Below are 17,249 nucleotides of genomic sequence, written 5' to 3' on the forward strand. Positions count from 1 at the left end.
CGAAGCGGATGAGGCAGCTGAAGCGGTGGGCACTGATCCTCCTCGGATCGTCCTCCGTGCTGCTCGTGCCGTGGATGGTGGTGCTGGCGCGGACGCTGCCCACCAGGACCGAGGTGCACAACTGGTCGCTGGCCTGGATCGGGCTGGACGTCCTGATGGCGGCGGGCTGCGCGGCGACGGCGGTGCTGGGCCTGCGGGGCGACGCCCGGGCCCGCCTCACCGCGTCCGCGACGGCCTCGGTCGCGGTCCTGGACGCGTGGTTCGACATAACGACGTCGCCGATGGGCACGGCCCTGCTGGAAGCGCTGGCGAGCGCCGTGGCGGAGGCGGGGCTGGCGGCGGCCTGCGTGTACCTGGCCCTGTCCAAGGGGTGGGGCCGGATGACCGCCCAGCCCGGCCGGGCCGTCCGGTAGCCGGTATCACCCGGTAGCCGGGACCGCCCGGTGGCCAGGACCGCCACGGAACCCTCACCGATCGCCTGATCGTCGCCCCCTCGCCATCGCGACCCTTCACAAGGACACTTGTACACAACGGAGTTGCCGCTGGAGGGGGACGGGACATGCGGGACGCCCATCGGGCGGAAGCCGATCGGCTGCTGGTGCGGGCCGTGGAGGAGGAGGTCCGCCGGTCGGGCGGCCGTGTCGACGGACAGGTGCTGCTGTCCCGTGCGCGCGACGGGCTGGAGGAGATGGAGCGGACGGCCGCCGAGGAGTACGCGGCCTACACCCACGCCCTCGACGAGACGGAGGCGGGCCGCCCGAGCTTCGGCCGCCGCTACGCCAAGGAGGGCTCCGGAACTCCCCTGCTGGTCGCGGCCGTCGCGGCGGTCGCCGCCACCGTGGCCGACCTCTCCCTGGGCACCGGGGCGGCCACGGCGCTCGGCGCGGGCGTGGCCGCCGGGGTGGTGGGGGCGGCCGCCACGGTCGTCAAGGTCGCCGGTTCCCATCTGCCCGCCGCGCATCACCACGCCGGCGCGGCCGGTCAGCCCGGCGGTCCGGAGCAGTTGCGGCTCCAGTGGCTGACCGCGCTGGAGGTGCGGGGCATCCGGCCGTTCCTCGATCAGCAGCGGGTGCTCAGCGCCTCCACAGGACCGAAGAAGCAGGGCCCCGGGCTGCGCGGCGCGGACAAGAGCGCGGCGGCCCGCAGGCGTACGGTGCTGGAGCAGTCGTTCGGGCAGCTGCCCACCCCTGACGGCCCGTTCGCCGGACGACAGCAGGAGCTGGCGCGGATCCGGCAGTGGGCGCAGGCGGCCCGGGCGGCCACCGAGACCCGGCCGACGGTCGTGGTCCTGCACGGGGAGCCCGGCTCCGGCCGTACCGCCCTCGCGGTCCGGGCCACCCACGAGCTGCGGGACCTCTTCCGCGGTGCGGTCGTCGTGGACCTGCGCGGCGACACCCGGGACGAGCCGCCGCTGCCCACCCGGGACGCCCTGCTGCATCTGCTCAACCGGCTGGGCGCGCCCCGCGAGCAGCTGCTGTTCCGTGAGCGTTCCTCCGCCGACCAGCAGGTCAAGCGGCTGAGCGAGCTGTACCACCAGCACCTGACGGGTCTCCCGGTGACGATCGTGCTGGACGACGCCTCGGACCCCGAGCAGGTGCGCACCCTGGTACCGGAGCGCTCCGACAGCCTGGTCCTGGTCACCGCCCGGGACCAGCTCGACCTTCCCGCCGATCTGCCGGCCTGGGTGCACCACCTGCCCGTCTCCGCGCTGGACGCGGCCGGCGCGGAGGAACTGCTGGACGCCGCCGCCGAGGACGCCTCGGGGCCGTACGACGCGCAGTCCACGGACCGCATCAGGGAGTTGTGCGGCGGGCTGCCGCTGGCACTGCGGGTGGCGGGATCGTCACTGGGCTCGCGTTCACCGCTCCAGCTCGCCACCGACCTGGGCGCGTACGGTCCGGTCGGGCCGGTGGAGCGGGTGCTGTGGATGCGCTACACCGACCAGTCGGAGACCGGGCGCCGCATGCTGAGAAGGCTGGCGCTGGCGGGCCGGGCCTCGATGGGCGCCGCGGCCGCGGCCGCCCTGCTCGGCGCGGACGAGGCCGAGGCGACCCGCCTCCTGGTCACGCTCGCCCGGGCCGGCCTGATCGACCACGTCCGCGGCAGCCGCTACCGCCTGCACGACCTGGTCCGCTCCTTCGCCCAGGCCCGTCTCCTGGACGAGGAGACCCAGGCCGACCGCACGGCGGCGCAGGAGCGGCTGATCGTGAACTACGCGGAGCTCGCCGACTCCGTGCTGCGCCTGGTCGACGGCAACATGTCGACCCGTTCGGACCGGTTCGGCCCGCACGGCTTCACCTCCCTCGACGAGGCGCTGCGCTGGCTGGACGACGAGTCGAGCTTCATCACGGCGGCCCTGCGGCACGCGGAGGGCGTGGACCAGACGGCCGTGCAGAACCTGCTGGGCGCGCTGTGCGACTACTGCCTGCTGCGCGGCGACCTCTACCGGCTCGGTGAGATCAGCGAGCTGGCACAGGCCGTGGACCAGGGCCTCCTCGTGCGCTCGGTGCAGTGGCGTACCGGTATCGCGGCCCGCCAGCTGGGCGAGCTGGACAAGGCCCGCACCACCCTCACCTCCGTCGTCGACCTGTACATGGAGGCGCATCACGACGCCGGCGCGGCCCGCGCGCTGTGCTCACTCGGGATCACCCTGCACCACCAGGGCAACCTCACCGAGGCGGCGGCCAGACTTCAGGAGGCCCTGGACCTCCAGGCGGCCCCCGCACTGGCCACCGACCGGGCGTGGACGATGCACGCGCTGGCGGCGGTGCAGCGCGACCGAGCCCGGCTGCCGGAGGCCCTCGACCTGCTCACCGGCTCGCTCGTCCTGCACCGGGAGGGCGGTTCGGTGCACGGCGAGGCCTGGGCGCACTTCCAGCTCGGCCAGCTGGCCCTGCGCATGGGCGACGTGCCGCGGGCGGAGCGTGAGCTGCGGGCCGCGCTGGACCGCTACGGCCGTACCCGGGACGCCCGTGGCGAGGCCTGGGCGCTGACCCAGCTGGCGCGGGCCCGGCTGGTGGACGGCGACGCGTCCCCCGCGGTCGACGGACTGCGCGCGGCGGCGGCCCGGCACCGGGAGAACGAGGACGCGCGCGGCGAGGCGTGGACGGTGTACTACCTGGGGCAGGCCCTGGAGGAGACCGGCACCCTGGACCAGGCGGTCCGCGAGCTGGAGCGCTCGCGCACGATGTTCTCCCGGATGCGGGACGTCTACGGCCTGGCCTGTGCCCGCCACCACTCGGCCCGGGTCACCCGCGACCAGCGGGCGGCCCAGACCGGCTCGCTGCGCAACTCCGGCTTCGCCCGCCAGCTCCTGGTCGACGCCCGTGCCGACTTCCAGCGCATCGGCGTGGTCCACGGCGAGGCCTGGACCTGCCTGGAGCTGGCCGTCGTCGACGCCGGCAACGCCCGCACCCAGCAGGCCCTGGCCCTGTGCGACGAGGCGGTCACCCTGTTCACGTCGTACGGCGACCGGCGCGGTGAGGACTGGGCCCGCTTCCTGCGCTGCACCCTGCTCCCCTACGCCGCGCCCGGCGGCGTGGAGGTGGGCACCGCCGTCGCCCAGGAGGACCTGGCCCAGCTCGCCCGCGGCGCCCACCCGCTGCGCGACGAGAAGCTGACCGAGTACGTCACCGCGTACGGCCTGCTCCTGGAGCGCGGGGTGCACCTGGAGTCGGGCTGGCAGGCCTGGCGTCTGGGCATGGTCCCCAGCCGGCACTCCCGCGAGGTGATGGGAGTGCCGGTACCGGCCAGGGCGTGACGCCGGTCAGCTCTTGGGTTCGGCGGCCGGCGTCTTGGAGTCCGCCCCGCTCTGGGTGGACTCCTTGAAGTCGACCTTCTGCATGTGCTTGCTCATGGACTTCATCAGGCCCCAGACCGCCACGGCCATCACCGCGAAGACGATGAAGCCGAGGACTCCGGGGGTGACCTTGTTCTCGTCGACCTCCTTGGCAAGAGGGACGAGGTGCGTCAGTGCCAGGCTTGCGCTCATGTCAGGCATTGTCGCGGATGCCCGCAAAGAGGTCGTCCTCGGGGAGGGAGGTATCGACGAGTGACTTCGCGAGCTCGTACTCCTCGGTCGGCCAGACCTCCTTCTGGAGGTCCATCGGCACCTTGAACCAGCCGCCGTCCGGGTCGATCTGCGTGGCGTGCGCGATCAGCGCCTTGTCGCGGATCTCGTAGAAGTCCGCGCATGGAACATGCGTGGTCAGGGTGCGCTCGGTGCGCTCGAACTCGCTCCACCGCTTCAGCCAGTCCCCGTACGGCGACTCCAGGCCGCGCTCCAGCATGGCGTTGTGCAGCGCCTCGGTGCGCGGGCGGTTGAAGCCCTGGTTGTAGTACAGCTTCTGCGGCTGGAAGACCGGCCCGAACTCGGCCTCGGGGTACTTCTCGGCGTCCGCCGCGCCCTCGAACGCCACCATCGAGATCTTGTGGGTCATGATGTGGTCGGGGTGCGGGTAGCCGCCGTTCTCGTCGTAGGTGGTGATCACCTGCGGGCGGAACGCGCGGATCCTGCGCACCAGCTCACCGGCCGCCTTGTCGACGTCCTCCAAGGCGAAGCAGCCCTCGGGCAGCGGCGGCAGCGGGTCGCCCTCGGGCAGGCCGGAGTCGACGAAGCCGAGCCACTGCTGCTTGACGCCGAGGATCTCGCGGGCCTCGTCCATCTCCTTCTTGCGTACCTCGTGGATGTGCTCCTCGATGTACTTGTCGCCCTGCAACTTGGGATTGAGGATGGAGCCGCGCTCCCCGCCCGTGCAGGTGACGACCAGCACGTCCACCCCCTCGGACACGTACTTCGCCATGGTCGCCGCGCCCTTGCTCGACTCGTCGTCGGGGTGGGCGTGCACGGCCATCAGTCGCAACTGGTCAGTCAAGACTCAATCCTTGGTAAGTCGGCGCCCCGGTAGCTCGGGAGCGGTGTGCAGGAGTCGTCCCGCAGGACGTCGTTGAGGGGTGGTGGTCGGGCGGCGGGCGGGAGGCTTCTATAGTGACCGAATCGGGGGGCGAATAATTCCGGGATCCGGTTCCTGACGGGTCCGGGGAGCGGTTCCTGCCAGGAGGACGATCATGAGTACCGCGAGTACGCGGCTGCCCGAGGGCCGTTACGGCAGCACCTCGGACGAGCGCGCCGACCGCAGGCTCAAGGTCGCCGGCGCGCTGCTGGGCGCGCTGCTGCTCGTCCTGGTCGGCTACTGGGCCTACCACTACGTGGTACAGAACAAGATCAGCGCCCAGGTCGTCACCTTCGACGCCTCGGACAACGCGGTCAAGGCGCATCTGGAGGTCCACAAGGACGCCGGCGCCTCCGGCTACTGCACCCTGCGCTCCCAGGCTGCGGACGGTTCCGAGGTGGGCCGGGCGGACTTCCACTTCACCGGTTCCGCGACCGAGATCGACCGGGTGGTCACGCTCCGTACGACGGCCCGGGGCACCACGGCGGAGCTGCTCGGCTGCCACGCCGACTGACATCAGCCGGAATACGTAGGCGCTGACCTGCGTTGACGTGATTCTGATGGCTTATGTCCTCCCCCTCCCGCCGTTGAATTGTTAGGCTCGTGGTTTCGCCCTTCCGTGAAGGAACATGCTTCTGGGTAGGGCGATGCTTTGTATTCCCAGTACCGACGAGGAGCACCTGTGACCCAGACCAGCGAGAACGTCACCTGGCTGACCCAGGAGGCGTACAACCAGCTCAGGGCCGAGCTGGAGTACCTGTCTGGTCCTGCGCGCACGGAGATCGCCGCCAAGATCGCGGCCGCGCGCGAGGAGGGGGACCTGCGCGAGAACGGCGGGTACCACGCGGCCAAGGAGGAGCAGGGCAAGCAGGAGCTCCGTGTGCGCCAGCTGACCCAGCTTCTGGAGAACGCCAAGGTCGGCGAGGCCCCGGCGTCCGCGGACGGCGCCGTCGCGCCCGGCATGGTCGTCACCATCGCCTTCGACGGTGACGAGGACGACACCATGACCTTCCTTCTGGCTTCGCGCGAATACGCCAGCTCCGACGTCGAGACCTACTCCCCGCAGTCCCCCCTGGGCACGGGCGTGATCGGCCACAAGGTGGGCGAGGACGCGGAGTACGAGCTGCCGAACGGCAAGAAGGCCTCGGTGCGGATCCTGAAGGCCGAGCCCTACTCGGGCTGACCCGAACAGACAAAGGCCCCCGGCGTCCACACCACAGGACGCCGGGGGCCTTTGTCGGCGGTGACCAGGGCTTGCTCCGGCGCACGACCGACGAGAGGGGTCCGTCAGCCGGCCGCCCGGCGGTACTTGCGGACCGCGAGGGTGCGGAAAGCCAGGATGATCACGACCGACCAGATCAGCGAGGCCCAGACGGGGTGCTGCATGGGCCAGGCGTTCGACGCGTTGAAGCCCGGCGGAAGGTTGCCGAACAGCTCGCGGCACGCCTGCACGGTGGCGCTGAAGGGGTTCCACTCCGCGATGTGGCGCAGGAAGGCCGGCAGGTGGTTCGCGTCCACGAAGGCGTTCGAGATGAACGTCAGCGGGAACAGCCAGATCAGGCCGCCCGAGGTCGCCGCTTCGGGCGTGCGCACGGACAGTCCGATGAGTGCGCCGATCCACGAGAACGCGTAGCCGAGCAGCAGGAGCAGGCCGAAGCCGGCGAGCACCTTGCCGAAGTTCTCGTGCGTGCGCCAGCCGACTATCACGGCGACGACCGCCAGGACGACGAGCGTGAGCGCCGTCTGGACCAGGTCGGCGAGGGTGCGTCCGGTCAGGACCGCGCCGCGTGCCATGGGCAGGGAGCGGAAGCGGTCGATGAGGCCCTTGTGCATGTCGTCGGCGATACCGGCGCCGGCGCCCGCCGTGGCGAAGGTGACGGTCTGCGCGAAGATGCCGGCCATCAGGAACTCGCGGTAGGCCTGGGTGGAGCTGGACGAGCCGACCTGGATCGAGCCGCCGAACACGTAGGTGAACAGCACCACGAACATGATCGGCTGGATCAGCCCGAAGATCAGCATCTCGGGAATCCGGCCCATGCGAATCAGGTTTCTGCGGGCCACGACCATGGAGTCGTTCACGGCGCTCACTTCACGGTCTCCTTGCGGCTGTCCTTGCGGGTGTTCTTCTTGGTCCCCTGCTCGCCGGCGCCCTCGGCCTTCTCCTCGGCCACGTGTCCGGTCAGGGACAGGAAGACGTCGTCGAGGGTGGGGCGGCGCAGGGCTATGTCGTCGATCTCGATGCCCCGGGAGTCCAGCTCGCGGATCACCTCGGCGAGCAGCTTGGCGCCGCCGGTGACGGGCACGGTGAGCTTGCGGGTGTGCTCCTCGACGGTGGTGTCGCCCTTGCCGAAGCCGCCGAGGACCTCAGCGGCGGTCCGGATGTGCTCGCGCTCGTGCACCACGACCTCGACGCGCTCGCCGCCGGTGCGGGCCTTGAGTTCGTCGGAGGTGCCCTGGGCGATGACCTTGCCGTGGTCGACGACCGCGATGTCGTGGGCGAGGTGGTCGGCCTCCTCCAGGTACTGGGTGGTGAGCAGCAGCGTCGTACCGCCGGAGACCAGTTGCTGGATGACCTCCCACAGCTGCTGGCGGTTGCGGGGGTCGAGGCCGGTGGTCGGCTCGTCCATGAACATCACCGGCGGCGAGACGACGAGGGCGGCGGCCAGGTCGAGGCGGCGGCGCATGCCGCCGGAGTAGGTCTTGGTGGGGCGGTCGGCGGCGTCGGTGAGGTGGAACTGCTCCAGCAGCTCGACCGCGCGGGCCTTGGCCTGCCGGGCCCGCATCTGGTAGAGCTGGCCGACCATCTGCAGGTTCTCCCGGCCGGTGAGGTACTCGTCGACCGCCGCGAACTGTCCGGACAGGCCGATGGAGCGGCGTACGGCGTCCGGCTGCTTGAGCACGTCCATGCCCGCGACGACCGCCTTGCCGCTGTCGGGGCGGAGCAGGGTCGTCAGGCAGCGGACGGCCGTCGTCTTGCCCGCGCCGTTCGGCCCGAGCAGGCCGAGGACCGTGCCTTCGGGAACGTCGAGGTCGACGCCGTCCAAAGCCCTTACGTCGCCGAAGGTCTTGACCAGACCTTCGGCATAGATGGCGCCTGGCATATGGATCTCCACGTCGTCGGGGGTGCTGCGGAAAAGGCTAGAGATGCGGCCCTCGGTCCGCCTAGGGTTTTCGCCGGCGCGACGGCGGGAACAGGGGTGGCCACGCGACTCACCATAACGCGATGTATCGCGTCCGTCGACGGATTTCCCCGAACGAGTGAGGGGAAAGCCGCCGGCCTGGCCGTCTTCCGCCGGGACGGCCGCCGCGCTCAGTCGATGACCGTGTATCCGGCCTCGCGCAGGGAGTGGCCGACCTCCGCGCAGTGGGCGGGGCCCTTGGTCTCCAGGTGGAGTTCGACCTCCGCCTCGGCGAGCCCGAGCCGGGGGTCGGTCCGGATGTGGCTCACGTCGAGAACGTTGGCGTCGACCGCCGACAGCACCCCGAGCAGGGTGGCGAGGGCGCCCGGCCGGTCGGTCAGCCGCAGCCGTACGGCCAGGTAGCGGCCCTGCGCGGCCATGCCGTGCCGCAGCACCCGCTGCATCAGCACCGGGTCGACGTTCCCGCCGGACAGTACGGCGACGACCGGTCCGGCGAAGGCGCCGGGCTCGGCCAGCAGCGCCGCGACCGGACTGGCCCCGGCCGGTTCCACAACCATCTTGGCCCGCTCCAGGCACAGCAGCAGGGCGGCGGACAGCTGGTCCTCGCTGACCGTGCGGACCTCGTCGACCAGCTCCTCGATGATCGCGAACGGCACGTCACCGGGCCGGCCGACCTTGATGCCGTCGGCCATCGTCGCCGGGTTCGCCACCGTGACCGGGTGCCCGGCCGCCAGCGAGGGCGGATACGCGGCCGCGCCCGCCGCCTGGACGCCGACGATCCGCACGTCCGGCCTGACCGCCTTCACCGCGACCGCGATCCCGGCCGCGAGCCCGCCGCCGCCCACGCCGACGACGATCGTGCCGACCTCGGGGCACTGGTCGAGGATCTCCAGCCCGACCGTGCCCTGACCTGCGATGACGTCCGGGTGGTCGAAGGGGTGGATGAACACCGCGCCCGTCCGCGCCGCGTACTCCTGGGCGGCGGCCAGCGTCTCGTCCACCACCTGACCGTGCAGCCGCACCTCCGCGCCGTACTCCCGGGTGGCGCTGATCTTGGGCAGCGGGGCGCCGTTGGGCATGAACACCGTCGAGCGCACACCCAGCAGCGACGAGGCCAGCGCCACCCCCTGCGCGTGGTTGCCGGCGCTCGCGGCCACGACCCCGGCGGCGCGCTCCTCCGGGAGCAGCCCGGCGATCCGGACGTAGGCACCGCGCAGCTTGAACGAACCGGTCCGCTGGAGGTTCTCGCACTTGAGGTGCACCGGCGTGCCGGCCAGCTGGGACAGATGCCTGCTGCCCTCCATCGCGGTCACCCGCGCCACGCCCGCGAGCATCTTCTGGGCACCGCGCACGTCGTCGAGGGTGACGTGACGCAAGGAGTCAGCCGTGCTGTAGCTCATGACTCAAGTCTCGCAGTTCACAGGCCGAAGTCGCGGGTGTGACCAACCTCCGAGACCGGTTTGCACAGCACCGGTACGGCTCGCCCCCTGTCCGCGTACTCTGTCCCCCACCACAGCACTCTTCATGAAGTGAGCCCCCGGCCATGCCCACAACACCTGAAATGTCGATGGACATGACGACCGTCGGTGACAGCGGTCTCCTCGACACGCTGCAGCACGAGGTGGCGGTGTTCGCCCGCCGTGCCGAACAGACCCGGCTCGGCGGCGTCGGCCAGGTGCGCAACTCCATGGACCGCGCCGCGTACCTGCTGCTGAACCGTCTCGACAAGGAAGGCCCCATGGGGGTCAAGGCGCTCGCCGCGAGCATGGGGATCGACTCTTCCACGGTCACCCGGCAGGTGGCGCCGCTGGTCGACACCGGGCTCGTCAAGCGCACCTCGCACCCCGAGGACGGCCGGGCCGTGGTGCTCCAGCTGTCCCCGCGCGGGCTGTCGCGGCTGGAGGAAGTGCGGTCTTCGCGGCGCCAGTTGATGGCGGAGCTGACGCAGGACTGGGAGCAGGCGGAACGCGAGACGTTCTGCGCGCTGCTCACCCGCTTCAACTGCGCGCTGTCCGCGCGGATGGTGCCGCCGGCCGCGGACACCTCGTCGGCCACCTGAGGATCCAGGCGCCTGAGGATCCGGCCACCTGAGGATCCGGGCCCGGACTCCCCCGGGCCGCCCGGACGTCCCGGGTACGCACGCCCCGATGCCGCCCGGACATCCGGCACGCGCGTGTGCCGCGCGGCTCTTGACCGTGGGCCCGCCCCTGGCCTCATATGAGACCGGACCCCGCCGTATCCGTGTCAGGGGGTCCCGCAGTCGGGGAGGCACGGTGCGCGATCGGCAGGCGCTGCGGGACGCCCGCCGGGCCCGGGAGTTCGAGGCGTTCGTCGCGGGCGCGGCAGGACGGCTGCTGCATGCCGCCACCCTGCTGACCGCCGAGGCGCCGGACGCCAACCCCCGCGCGCGACGCCTGCTGGCCCTCGCGCTCGCGCACACGTACGCGTGCTGGGACCGGCTGCGCGGCGAGGACCCGTACGACCGGGCCCGTCAGCACCTCGCCCTGCGCTTCGCCAACTCCGCCTGGCACCAGTACGGCGGCCCGTTCAGCCGCACGCGTCCGCACCCGCGCAGCGCCCTCGCCGTGCTCACCCCCCGGGAGCGTCTGATCCTGGTGCTGCGGCTGTACGAGGGGGTTGCCGAGGAGCAGACGGCGGCGCTGCTCGGGATGCCCGCGGAGCGCGTGCACGTCCTGTGCGACCGGGCGACGGCGACCCTGCTGCATCCGCCGCGGACGACGGCGACCGGGCTGCTGGGGGCGAAGGTGGCTCCGTCGTGAACCGTCTCGAACGCGAGGCCGCCGCCCGGCGGATCATGGAACGGACGCCGCCTGCGGTCCCGCCCGACCTCTACGGCGAGGTCCTGCGCCGGGGCGGCCGGATGCTGCGGCGCAGGCGGCGGGCCCGCCGCCTGCTGTGGCTGCTGCTGTGCGCGGCGGCGGTGGCGTTCACAATCTGGGCGGCGACGGTGCACCCGTGGGTGGAGCCGCCGTCCACGACGACTCCGCCCATCGTCGGCTGGTGAACGATCAGCCGAGGGCCTGCTGAAGGTCTTCCAGCAGGTCGTCGACGTTCTCGATGCCCACGGACAGGCGCACCAGGTCGGCGGGCACCTCCAGGGCGGAACCGGCCGCCGAGGCGTGCGTCATGCGCCCCGGGTGCTCGATCAGGGACTCCACGCCGCCGAGGGACTCGCCGAGCGTGAACACCTTGGCGCGGTCGCAGACCTCGACGGCCGCCTCCTCGCCGCCCGTGACCTGGAAGGACACCATGCCGCCGAACGCCTTCATCTGCTTGGCGGCGGTCTCGTGCCCCGGGTGCTCGGGCAGACCCGGGTAGAGCACCCGCGTCACGCGCGCGTGCCGGCTCAGCATGTCGGCGATCCTGGTCGCGTTCTCGCTGTGCCGGTCCATGCGGACCGCGAGCGTCTTGGTGCCGCGCAGCACCAGCCACGAGTCGAACGGCCCGGCGACCGCGCCCATCGCGTTCTGGTGGTAGGCCAGCTCCTCCCCGAGCGTCTGGTCCGACACGATCAGCGCGCCGCCGACCACGTCCGAGTGACCGCCCATGTACTTCGTCAGGGAGTGCACGACGACGTCCGCGCCGAGCGAGAGCGGCTGCTGGAGGTAGGGCGTGGCGAAGGTGTTGTCGACGACGAGCCGGGCGCCCGCGTCATGCGCGACCTGGGCGACGGCGGCGATGTCGGTGATGCCGAGCAGCGGGTTGGAGGGGGTCTCCACCCAGACCGCCTTGGTCCGCGGGGTGATCGCGGCCCGCACGGCGGACGGGTCGCTGGTGTCGGCGACGGACCACTCCACACCCCACCGCGAGACGACCTTCGCGAACAGCCGGAACGTGCCGCCGTAGGCGTCGTTCGGGATGACCACGTGGTCTCCGGGGCTGAGCAGGGTGCGCAGCAGGGTGTCCTCGGCCGCCAGCCCGGACGCGAAGGCGAGCCCGCGCCGCCCGCCCTCCAGGGCGGCGAGGTTCTCCTCCAGCGCGGTCCTGGTCGGGTTGGCGCTGCGGCTGTACTCGTAGCCGCCGCGCAGGCCGCCGACGCCGTCCTGCTTGTAGGTCGAGACCTGGTAGATCGGCGGTACGACCGCACCGGTGAGGGGGTCCGCCGTGTTGCCCGCGTGGATGGCGAGCGTCTCGAAGTGCTGACTGATGTGCCTGTCGCTCATGGTTGACGAGACTAGTGCTCCGACGGCCCCGGCGCGTTGTCCACAGCAGGGGGCTTCGGTTGTCCACAGGTCAGGGCACCGGTTGGCCAATTGCCGGCGCCGTCTGGTTCGCTTGACGCATGGCGATTCTCTGGGCCCTGATGGCGGCGCTCCTGCTGAGCTTCGCGCTGCTCCCCGTTCTGCGGCGGCGGCGCGGCATGATCGAGCAGGTCCACCCGAGCCACCCGGACGCCGCCGACCCGGCGGACTACGGTTTCGTGCGCGAGGAGGACCTGGACATCCGCATGCCCGGCCCCGACCAGGACCTGCTGGACGTGCTGGACGTCGTGCAGCGCACCCAGGACTACCGCGCGGCCTCGCAGCTGCTCGCGGGCACGGAGATCGCGGGCGAGCTGCGCTGGCAGCGCGTGCAGGCCTTCGCCGGCGCGGCGGCGCTGGAGCTCCAGGAACGGCCGGGCGGGGTCAGCGAGACACCGGGCGGGCAGTGGCTGCGGGTCTGGCGGGCCGAGCAGCCCAAGGACGCCGGCGGTGCGGCCGTGCACGCGGAGTTCCTGGTCCAGCAGGCGTGGCGGACGTCGACGCCCGGCACCGACGACTTCCGGATCATCATGGAGGAGGCCAGGGACGCCTGCGGGCAGGCGGCGCTGCTCTCCCCCGGGGACCCGGTGCCGTACATCATCGAGCTGTCGGTGGCGCGCGGGCTGAACTACGCGCAGCCGGAGTTCGAGCAGCTGTGGCTGAAGATCCTGGACCGCGCGCCCGCGCACATGGGGGCGCACCTGGCGGCGCTGCACTACTGGTGCGAGAAGTGGCACGGCTCGCGCGAGCTGGCGTACTCCTTCGCCGAGGCCGCCGCCGCCCGCGCCCCGCGCGGCTCGCTGCTGGCCGCGATGCCGCTGTTCGCGGTCTTCGAGCACCTTCCCGAGGTCAACCTGGTGGCGAGCTTCTACCAGAGCGAGGTCGTCACCAAGGCCGTCCACGGCGCCCTGCACGCGGTGCACTCGGCCCGCGAGGACGACCCGATGCTCGCGCACGTCCGGCATCTGCTGGTCTTCTTCCTGGTGCGCTCGGAGCGCTGGGCGGAGGCCATGGCCGAGCTGATACACGTCGACGGGCATGTGGGGGCCCTGCCCTGGACGCTGTCCGCGAACCCGGCGGCCGAGTTCGCCCTCTACCGCGCGCTGGCGGTGGCGGGCTACGAGGCGAACGGGGGCAGCCCGGCGACGCTGCACAGCTGAGGGGGCCGGCGAGAAGACACGTCGCGTGTCGGCCGCGGGCCGGTGGGGGCCGGCCGCGCAGCTCCCCGCGCCCCTTCGGGCGCGGACCACCGAGGGCGCCTGACCGGCTCCGCATCCCCCCGCGTTCCCGTTCGTTCTCCGTGTCGTTGTCGGTTCCCCGTTCCCCGGGGACCTGTGGGGGGATCTGCCCGATGGGCGCAACTCTGCGGGCGCTGCGCGCCCTTGTCCTGCTCTGTGGTTTCTACCTGCTGAGCCTCGTCCTGCTGGCGGTGGCGGCCGTCGTCGACGTGGTGGCGGTGGAGTGGGCGCCCGACGCCTTCGCCGGGAAGATCGTGATCGTCTCCCTGCTGCTGGCGGTCCCGGTCGTCAGGGGCATGTTCATGCTGCGGACCCCCGAGGGCGAGGCTCCGCCCGGCCTCCCGGTCACGGCGGCCGACGAGCCCCGGTTGTGGGCCCTGCTGCGGGAGCTCGCGGCGGCCACGGGCACCCGCGCGCCGGACGCTGTCGTGCTCACCGGGGACGTCAACGCGGCGGTCAGCGAGCAGCCCCGGCTGCTCGGCCTCCGCCCCGGCCCCCGCCGCCTCTACCTGGGCGTGCCGCTGCTGACCGGGCTGACCGAGGCCCGGCTGAAGGCCGTACTCGCCCATGAGTACGGCCATTTCACCGGCGGAGACACCCGGCTGTCGGCGCTCGCCGTGCGCGGCCGGGTGCAGATCGGTCGGACCGTAGGGCACTTCCACGCGCGGGCCGACAGCACGGCGGCGGCCGAGCGCGCCCGGCAGGAGAAGGCCGCCGCCCGGCGGACCGCGAAGGGCAGGCGGACCAAGGAGATCGACACCGCCGGCGCCGGGATCACGTACCGGCTGATGGCGGCGCTCTACACGGCGTACGCGAAGCTCTACATGCGGGCCACGCTGTCGACGGCCCGCGCGCAGGAGTACGCCGCCGACCTGACCGCCGCGCGGATCGCCGGCCGGGACGCGACCGCCTCCGCGCTCCGCGAGATCCAGGTCCTCTCCGCTGCCCACGGCTTCTACCTCGACTCGTACGCGATGCTGGGCCTCACGGCCCGGCAACTGCCGCCGCGCGGGCAGTTCTTCGGCGGCTTCGGCCGGATGCTGACGGCACGCGAGGCGGAGCTGGCGGGACTGCGGGAGGAGCTGCCGACGGAGCCGGCGTCGCCGTACGACTCGCATCCGCCGATCGCCGACCGGGTGCGGCGGATCGAGGCACTGCCCGCCGACGGGCGCGGCACGCAGGACGCCGGCCCGGCCCTCGCGCTGCTCGCCGACCCGGACCGGACCCTGGCGGCGCTGGAGGACGCGGTGCTGACCGACGACGTACGGCAGTTCGAGCGCGCCGGGGACTGGGAGCAGTTGCTGAACTCGTCGATGGCGGCGGGGCTGGCCTCACTCGACACCCCGCTGCACCGGGCGCTCGCCCTGCACACCGGCGACCGGCCGACGCTGTCCGCGCTGCTCGGGGTGATCGACGACGGCCGGCTGTGGCAGCTGGCGCAGCGACTGCCGCTGTCCGGGCAGGCGGCGACGGCACCAGATCCGGTGTTCCGGGAGTCCGTGCGGCCGGTGCTGCGGGACTCGCTGCGGAGCATGGTGCTGGCCGAGTTCAGCGCGCGGTCCCTGTTGAACTGGGAGTTCTCCTGGTCGCGGCCGGCGGCGGTACGGCTGCCCGGTTCCGCGTCCGACCTCGACGGCGAGGCGGGCACGGAGGCCGCGTTCCACGCCGCGGTGGCCGCCGCGCTGGCCGACCGCCCCGACACCGGCCCGCTACGAGCCCTGCTGCCACCGAGCCCACAGCCGGCCTGACCCGCCCGCCGACGCGAACGGAATCCGGGGCCGTCCCCTGGCGGGGCCTCAGCCGCCAGGGGCGACGGGCTCGGAATCGGCGTCGGGTGCATCGAGCACCGCGTCGCCGTTCTCCCTCGCCCACTCGGTCAGCAGGTACGCCCCCTTCCGGCGTCGTGCTGGTGAGCGGGCGGAGGCGTCTGCCCCCGCCCGCCAAGCGGTCAGGGGGCGTCGATGACGCCGTACTTCGGGACGGTCACCGTACGGGCCCCCGGCGTGCCGCCGAGGACGACCTTGCGGTACGTGACGTTGTTGGTCTTGCTCTGCTCCTTGAGCCGGTTGTCAGGGTTGGCGATGACCTGGATGTAGTAGGTCCCGTTCGGCAGGTTCGTGACGTCGAAGGACTGACCGGGCCGGTACTGGCTGTAGGTGTCGCCGTTTCCGACGTCGAGCACCTCGCGCACCGAGATGGAGGTCTCCTCACCGCAGGCGGTGGCAAGGTCGGTGTTGTACGGGTGCCAGTTGGCGTTCTTCACGGTGTAGTCGATGGCGTCGGTGTTGGCCAGGCAGAACGCCTCCTTGCCACTGCGGACGATCTCCTTCTTGTCCGCGCCGAGCAGCCGGTAGCTGGCGAAGTCGCTGAAGTGCCAATGCTGGTGGCCCTCCCGCGGGTCCCACTCCATGGTGCCGGTGGGCGTGTACCCGATCTGCTTGCCCTTGCTGTCGTAGAAGTACTGGTACGCGTCCATCTTCTCCGCGCCGGGCTTACGGAACCCGTCCACGACCAGCGGCGAGGGGCCGCCGTTCCAGACGGTGGCGCTGAAGGCGAGGTAGTCCTTGCCCGGGGCGGCTCCCTCCCCGCCGCCGTCGGTGATCGCGATGCCGTACGCGGGGAGGGCACGCAGGTCGGGCTTGGGCGCGTCGGCGGGGACGGCCGCCTTGCCGGCCGGGCGGGTGGCCGCCGGCTTCGGGCTCTTCGACACGTTCTTCTGCCCGCGCCCGAGACCAGTGAGCCCCTGGCCCCCGCCAGAGGTCTGCGCGCGGACCGTCACCTTGATGGTCTGGGTCTTGTCCGGCATGCCGAACAGGGCGCGGTACTTCTTCGCCACCGACACCTTCGCGGTGTAGACGCCGGCCGGCAGGTCGATCGGGTTGTTGTCGCGGAAGCCCTGGGACGTGGCAGCCGCCCAGCCCTTGTCGACCCCCCACACCCCGCCGAGCGTGAACGGGTTGTCCGAGCAGCCGTCGGGGTACTTCGAGGTGGCCGCGGCGTCCGGCCGGATCCGGCCCGCCCGGTTGTTGGGGCAGAACGACTGCGTGGTGTCGGCCACCTTCGCGCCCGACGCGTCGCTGATGGTGACGTTGAGGAAGCCCGGCAGACCCGAGAAGTCCGTCACCAGGCCCTTCGGCAGGGTCCTGGTCAGCGTCCGGCCACCGGAGCGGATCACCTGCGACGCGACGACGGGGTCGTTGTAGGACTTGCGCTTCACCCGCAGTTCGAGTGGTCCCCCGTCGACCGTGATGTAGGTGCCGAGGTCCAGGTAGACCCCCGGCTCGCCGTCCCATCGGTCGACTGTCACCGAGGGGGAAGCGGCGATCAGCTGGAGTTTCGGTGTACCCGCCGGGGTCGCCGCCCCGGCGCCGGGCGCGGCGAGAGTGCCGGCGGCAACGGCGGTCAGGACGGCAGCGGCAGTGATCGCCGAACGCCGTACGGCATTGGGGTGGTGTCTGGTCATGGGTGCTCTTTCTGCGTCTGGTCGGGACGAGCAGTGCACGTCGTGCAGGCACGCGAGGAGGTGCCTGTGTGTCATCTGTGAACAGTGCGAGAAGTCGGCTCAGGTTGCCTGGCAAGCAGAAGTCGCCCTGAATTTGGGCTTGTTGCCCGATGTCAGCCCCGTCATCGACGGCCGCTCCTCCGCGTCCGCGCCGG

General features: G+C 72.0%; 16 protein-coding genes and 1 pseudogene. 9 read left to right on the forward strand and 8 right to left on the reverse strand.

The window, feature by feature from the left end:
* The first annotated feature begins 8 nt into the window (after positions 1–8).
* Together AB0P24_RS14510 and AB0P24_RS14515 are read left to right on the forward strand one after the other, a co-directional pair.
* Positions 9–413 (forward strand): hypothetical protein, encoded by a 405-nt coding sequence (locus AB0P24_RS14510; protein WP_365793748.1) that lies wholly within the window; start codon positions 9–11, stop codon positions 411–413.
* Positions 414–559: 146 nt separating this feature from the next.
* Complete coding sequence (locus AB0P24_RS14515; protein WP_365793750.1) at positions 560–3,760, forward strand: tetratricopeptide repeat protein; 3,201 nt, start codon at positions 560–562, stop codon at positions 3,758–3,760.
* Between the two features lie 6 nt (positions 3,761–3,766).
* Here the strand turns inward: AB0P24_RS14515 and AB0P24_RS14520 are convergent, their stop codons facing one another.
* Together AB0P24_RS14520 and mca are read right to left on the reverse strand one after the other, a co-directional pair.
* Positions 3,767–4,000, reverse strand: a complete 234-nt coding sequence (locus AB0P24_RS14520) for a hypothetical protein (protein ID WP_365793752.1) — start codon at positions 3,998–4,000, stop codon at positions 3,767–3,769.
* A complete protein-coding gene (gene mca / locus AB0P24_RS14525) occupies positions 3,993–4,874 on the reverse strand; it encodes a mycothiol conjugate amidase Mca (RefSeq protein ID WP_365793754.1) in 882 nt (293 codons plus the stop codon). Before mca ends, AB0P24_RS14520 begins: the two co-directional genes overlap by 8 nt.
* Before the next feature lie 193 nt (positions 4,875–5,067).
* On the opposite strand from mca, the gene AB0P24_RS14530 reads away from it, so the two are divergent.
* Positions 5,068–5,466 carry a DUF4307 domain-containing protein gene (locus AB0P24_RS14530; protein WP_365793756.1) on the forward strand — a complete coding sequence of 133 codons (399 nt, stop codon included), beginning with the start codon at positions 5,068–5,070 and terminating at the stop codon, positions 5,464–5,466.
* 168 nt (positions 5,467–5,634) lie between these two features.
* Positions 5,635–6,135, forward strand: coding sequence for a transcription elongation factor GreA (gene greA / locus AB0P24_RS14535; protein ID WP_365793758.1), 501 nt, complete (start codon positions 5,635–5,637; stop codon positions 6,133–6,135).
* A 104-nt stretch (positions 6,136–6,239) separates the two neighbouring features.
* On the opposite strand, the gene AB0P24_RS14540 is transcribed toward greA, so the two are convergent.
* The 3 genes from AB0P24_RS14540 to ilvA all read right to left on the reverse strand — a co-directional run bounded on the left by AB0P24_RS14540 (position 6,240) and on the right by ilvA (position 9,492).
* The gene (locus AB0P24_RS14540; RefSeq protein ID WP_365794014.1) at positions 6,240–7,019 is read right to left on the reverse strand and encodes an ABC transporter permease; all 780 of its coding nucleotides are present in this window, start codon (positions 7,017–7,019) and stop codon (positions 6,240–6,242) included.
* Positions 7,020–7,036: 17 nt separating this feature from the next.
* On the reverse strand, positions 7,037–8,053 hold the full coding sequence (locus AB0P24_RS14545) for an ATP-binding cassette domain-containing protein (RefSeq protein ID WP_365793760.1): 1,017 nt from the start codon (positions 8,051–8,053) through the stop codon (positions 7,037–7,039).
* A gap of 209 nt (positions 8,054–8,262) precedes the next feature.
* Entirely contained in the window at positions 8,263–9,492 is a 1,230-nt protein-coding gene (gene ilvA / locus AB0P24_RS14550; protein WP_365793762.1) for a threonine ammonia-lyase, read from the reverse strand.
* Positions 9,493–9,653: 161 nt separating this feature from the next.
* On the opposite strand from ilvA, the gene AB0P24_RS14555 reads away from it, so the two are divergent.
* The 3 genes from AB0P24_RS14555 (at position 9,654) to AB0P24_RS14565 (ending at position 11,117) form a co-directional block, all read left to right on the forward strand.
* Positions 9,654–10,151 (forward strand): MarR family transcriptional regulator, encoded by a 498-nt coding sequence (locus AB0P24_RS14555; RefSeq protein WP_365793764.1) that lies wholly within the window; start codon positions 9,654–9,656, stop codon positions 10,149–10,151.
* Positions 10,152–10,365: 214 nt separating this feature from the next.
* Positions 10,366–10,872 carry a sigma factor-like helix-turn-helix DNA-binding protein gene (locus AB0P24_RS14560; RefSeq protein WP_365793766.1) on the forward strand — a complete coding sequence of 169 codons (507 nt, stop codon included), beginning with the start codon at positions 10,366–10,368 and terminating at the stop codon, positions 10,870–10,872.
* A complete protein-coding gene (locus AB0P24_RS14565; RefSeq protein ID WP_365793768.1) occupies positions 10,869–11,117 on the forward strand; it encodes a hypothetical protein in 249 nt (82 codons plus the stop codon). Before AB0P24_RS14560 ends, AB0P24_RS14565 begins: the two co-directional genes overlap by 4 nt.
* 4 nt (positions 11,118–11,121) lie before the next feature.
* On the opposite strand, the gene AB0P24_RS14570 is transcribed toward AB0P24_RS14565, so the two are convergent.
* The gene (locus AB0P24_RS14570) at positions 11,122–12,276 is read right to left on the reverse strand and encodes a cystathionine gamma-synthase (RefSeq protein WP_365793770.1); all 1,155 of its coding nucleotides are present in this window, start codon (positions 12,274–12,276) and stop codon (positions 11,122–11,124) included.
* Positions 12,277–12,395: 119 nt separating this feature from the next.
* On the opposite strand from AB0P24_RS14570, the gene AB0P24_RS14575 reads away from it, so the two are divergent.
* Positions 12,396–13,514 carry a hypothetical protein gene (locus AB0P24_RS14575; RefSeq protein WP_365793772.1) on the forward strand — a complete coding sequence of 373 codons (1,119 nt, stop codon included), beginning with the start codon at positions 12,396–12,398 and terminating at the stop codon, positions 13,512–13,514.
* 191 nt (positions 13,515–13,705) lie between these two features.
* Positions 13,706–15,340, forward strand: a complete 1,635-nt coding sequence (locus AB0P24_RS14580) for a M48 family metalloprotease (RefSeq protein ID WP_365793774.1) — start codon at positions 13,706–13,708, stop codon at positions 15,338–15,340.
* Between the two features lie 48 nt (positions 15,341–15,388).
* Here the strand turns inward: AB0P24_RS14580 and AB0P24_RS14585 are convergent.
* Together AB0P24_RS14585 and AB0P24_RS14590 are read right to left on the reverse strand one after the other, a co-directional pair.
* Positions 15,389–15,478: pseudogene (locus tag AB0P24_RS14585) on the reverse strand (transcriptional regulator); the annotation flags it as partial.
* A 62-nt stretch (positions 15,479–15,540) separates the two neighbouring features.
* Positions 15,541–17,055: a lysyl oxidase family protein gene (locus AB0P24_RS14590; protein WP_365793776.1), complete on the reverse strand. Its 1,515-nt coding sequence runs from the start codon at positions 17,053–17,055 to the stop codon at positions 15,541–15,543.
* Positions 17,056–17,249: the final 194 nt, after the last annotated feature.

It is taken from the genome of Streptomyces sp. NPDC086519 (assembly GCF_040686075.1).
Taxonomy (GTDB): domain Bacteria; phylum Actinomycetota; class Actinomycetes; order Streptomycetales; family Streptomycetaceae; genus Streptomyces; species Streptomyces shenzhenensis.

Coding starts and splice junctions, on each gene's coding strand:
- AB0P24_RS14510 (WP_365793748.1), top strand. CDS start 9: ATGAGGCAGCTGAAGCGGTGGGCACTGATCCTCCTCGGATCGTCCTCC.
- AB0P24_RS14515 (WP_365793750.1), top strand. CDS start 560: ATGCGGGACGCCCATCGGGCGGAAGCCGATCGGCTGCTGGTGCGGGCC.
- AB0P24_RS14520 (WP_365793752.1), bottom strand. CDS start 4,000: ATGCCTGACATGAGCGCAAGCCTGGCACTGACGCACCTCGTCCCTCTT.
- AB0P24_RS14530 (WP_365793756.1), top strand. CDS start 5,068: ATGAGTACCGCGAGTACGCGGCTGCCCGAGGGCCGTTACGGCAGCACC.
- AB0P24_RS14540 (WP_365794014.1), bottom strand. CDS start 7,019: ATGGTCGTGGCCCGCAGAAACCTGATTCGCATGGGCCGGATTCCCGAG.
- AB0P24_RS14545 (WP_365793760.1), bottom strand. CDS start 8,053: ATGCCAGGCGCCATCTATGCCGAAGGTCTGGTCAAGACCTTCGGCGAC.
- ilvA (WP_365793762.1), bottom strand. CDS start 9,492: ATGAGCTACAGCACGGCTGACTCCTTGCGTCACGTCACCCTCGACGAC.
- AB0P24_RS14555 (WP_365793764.1), top strand. CDS start 9,654: ATGTCGATGGACATGACGACCGTCGGTGACAGCGGTCTCCTCGACACG.
- AB0P24_RS14570 (WP_365793770.1), bottom strand. CDS start 12,276: ATGAGCGACAGGCACATCAGTCAGCACTTCGAGACGCTCGCCATCCAC.
- AB0P24_RS14575 (WP_365793772.1), top strand. CDS start 12,396: ATGGCGATTCTCTGGGCCCTGATGGCGGCGCTCCTGCTGAGCTTCGCG.
- AB0P24_RS14580 (WP_365793774.1), top strand. CDS start 13,706: ATGGGCGCAACTCTGCGGGCGCTGCGCGCCCTTGTCCTGCTCTGTGGT.
- AB0P24_RS14590 (WP_365793776.1), bottom strand. CDS start 17,055: ATGACCAGACACCACCCCAATGCCGTACGGCGTTCGGCGATCACTGCC.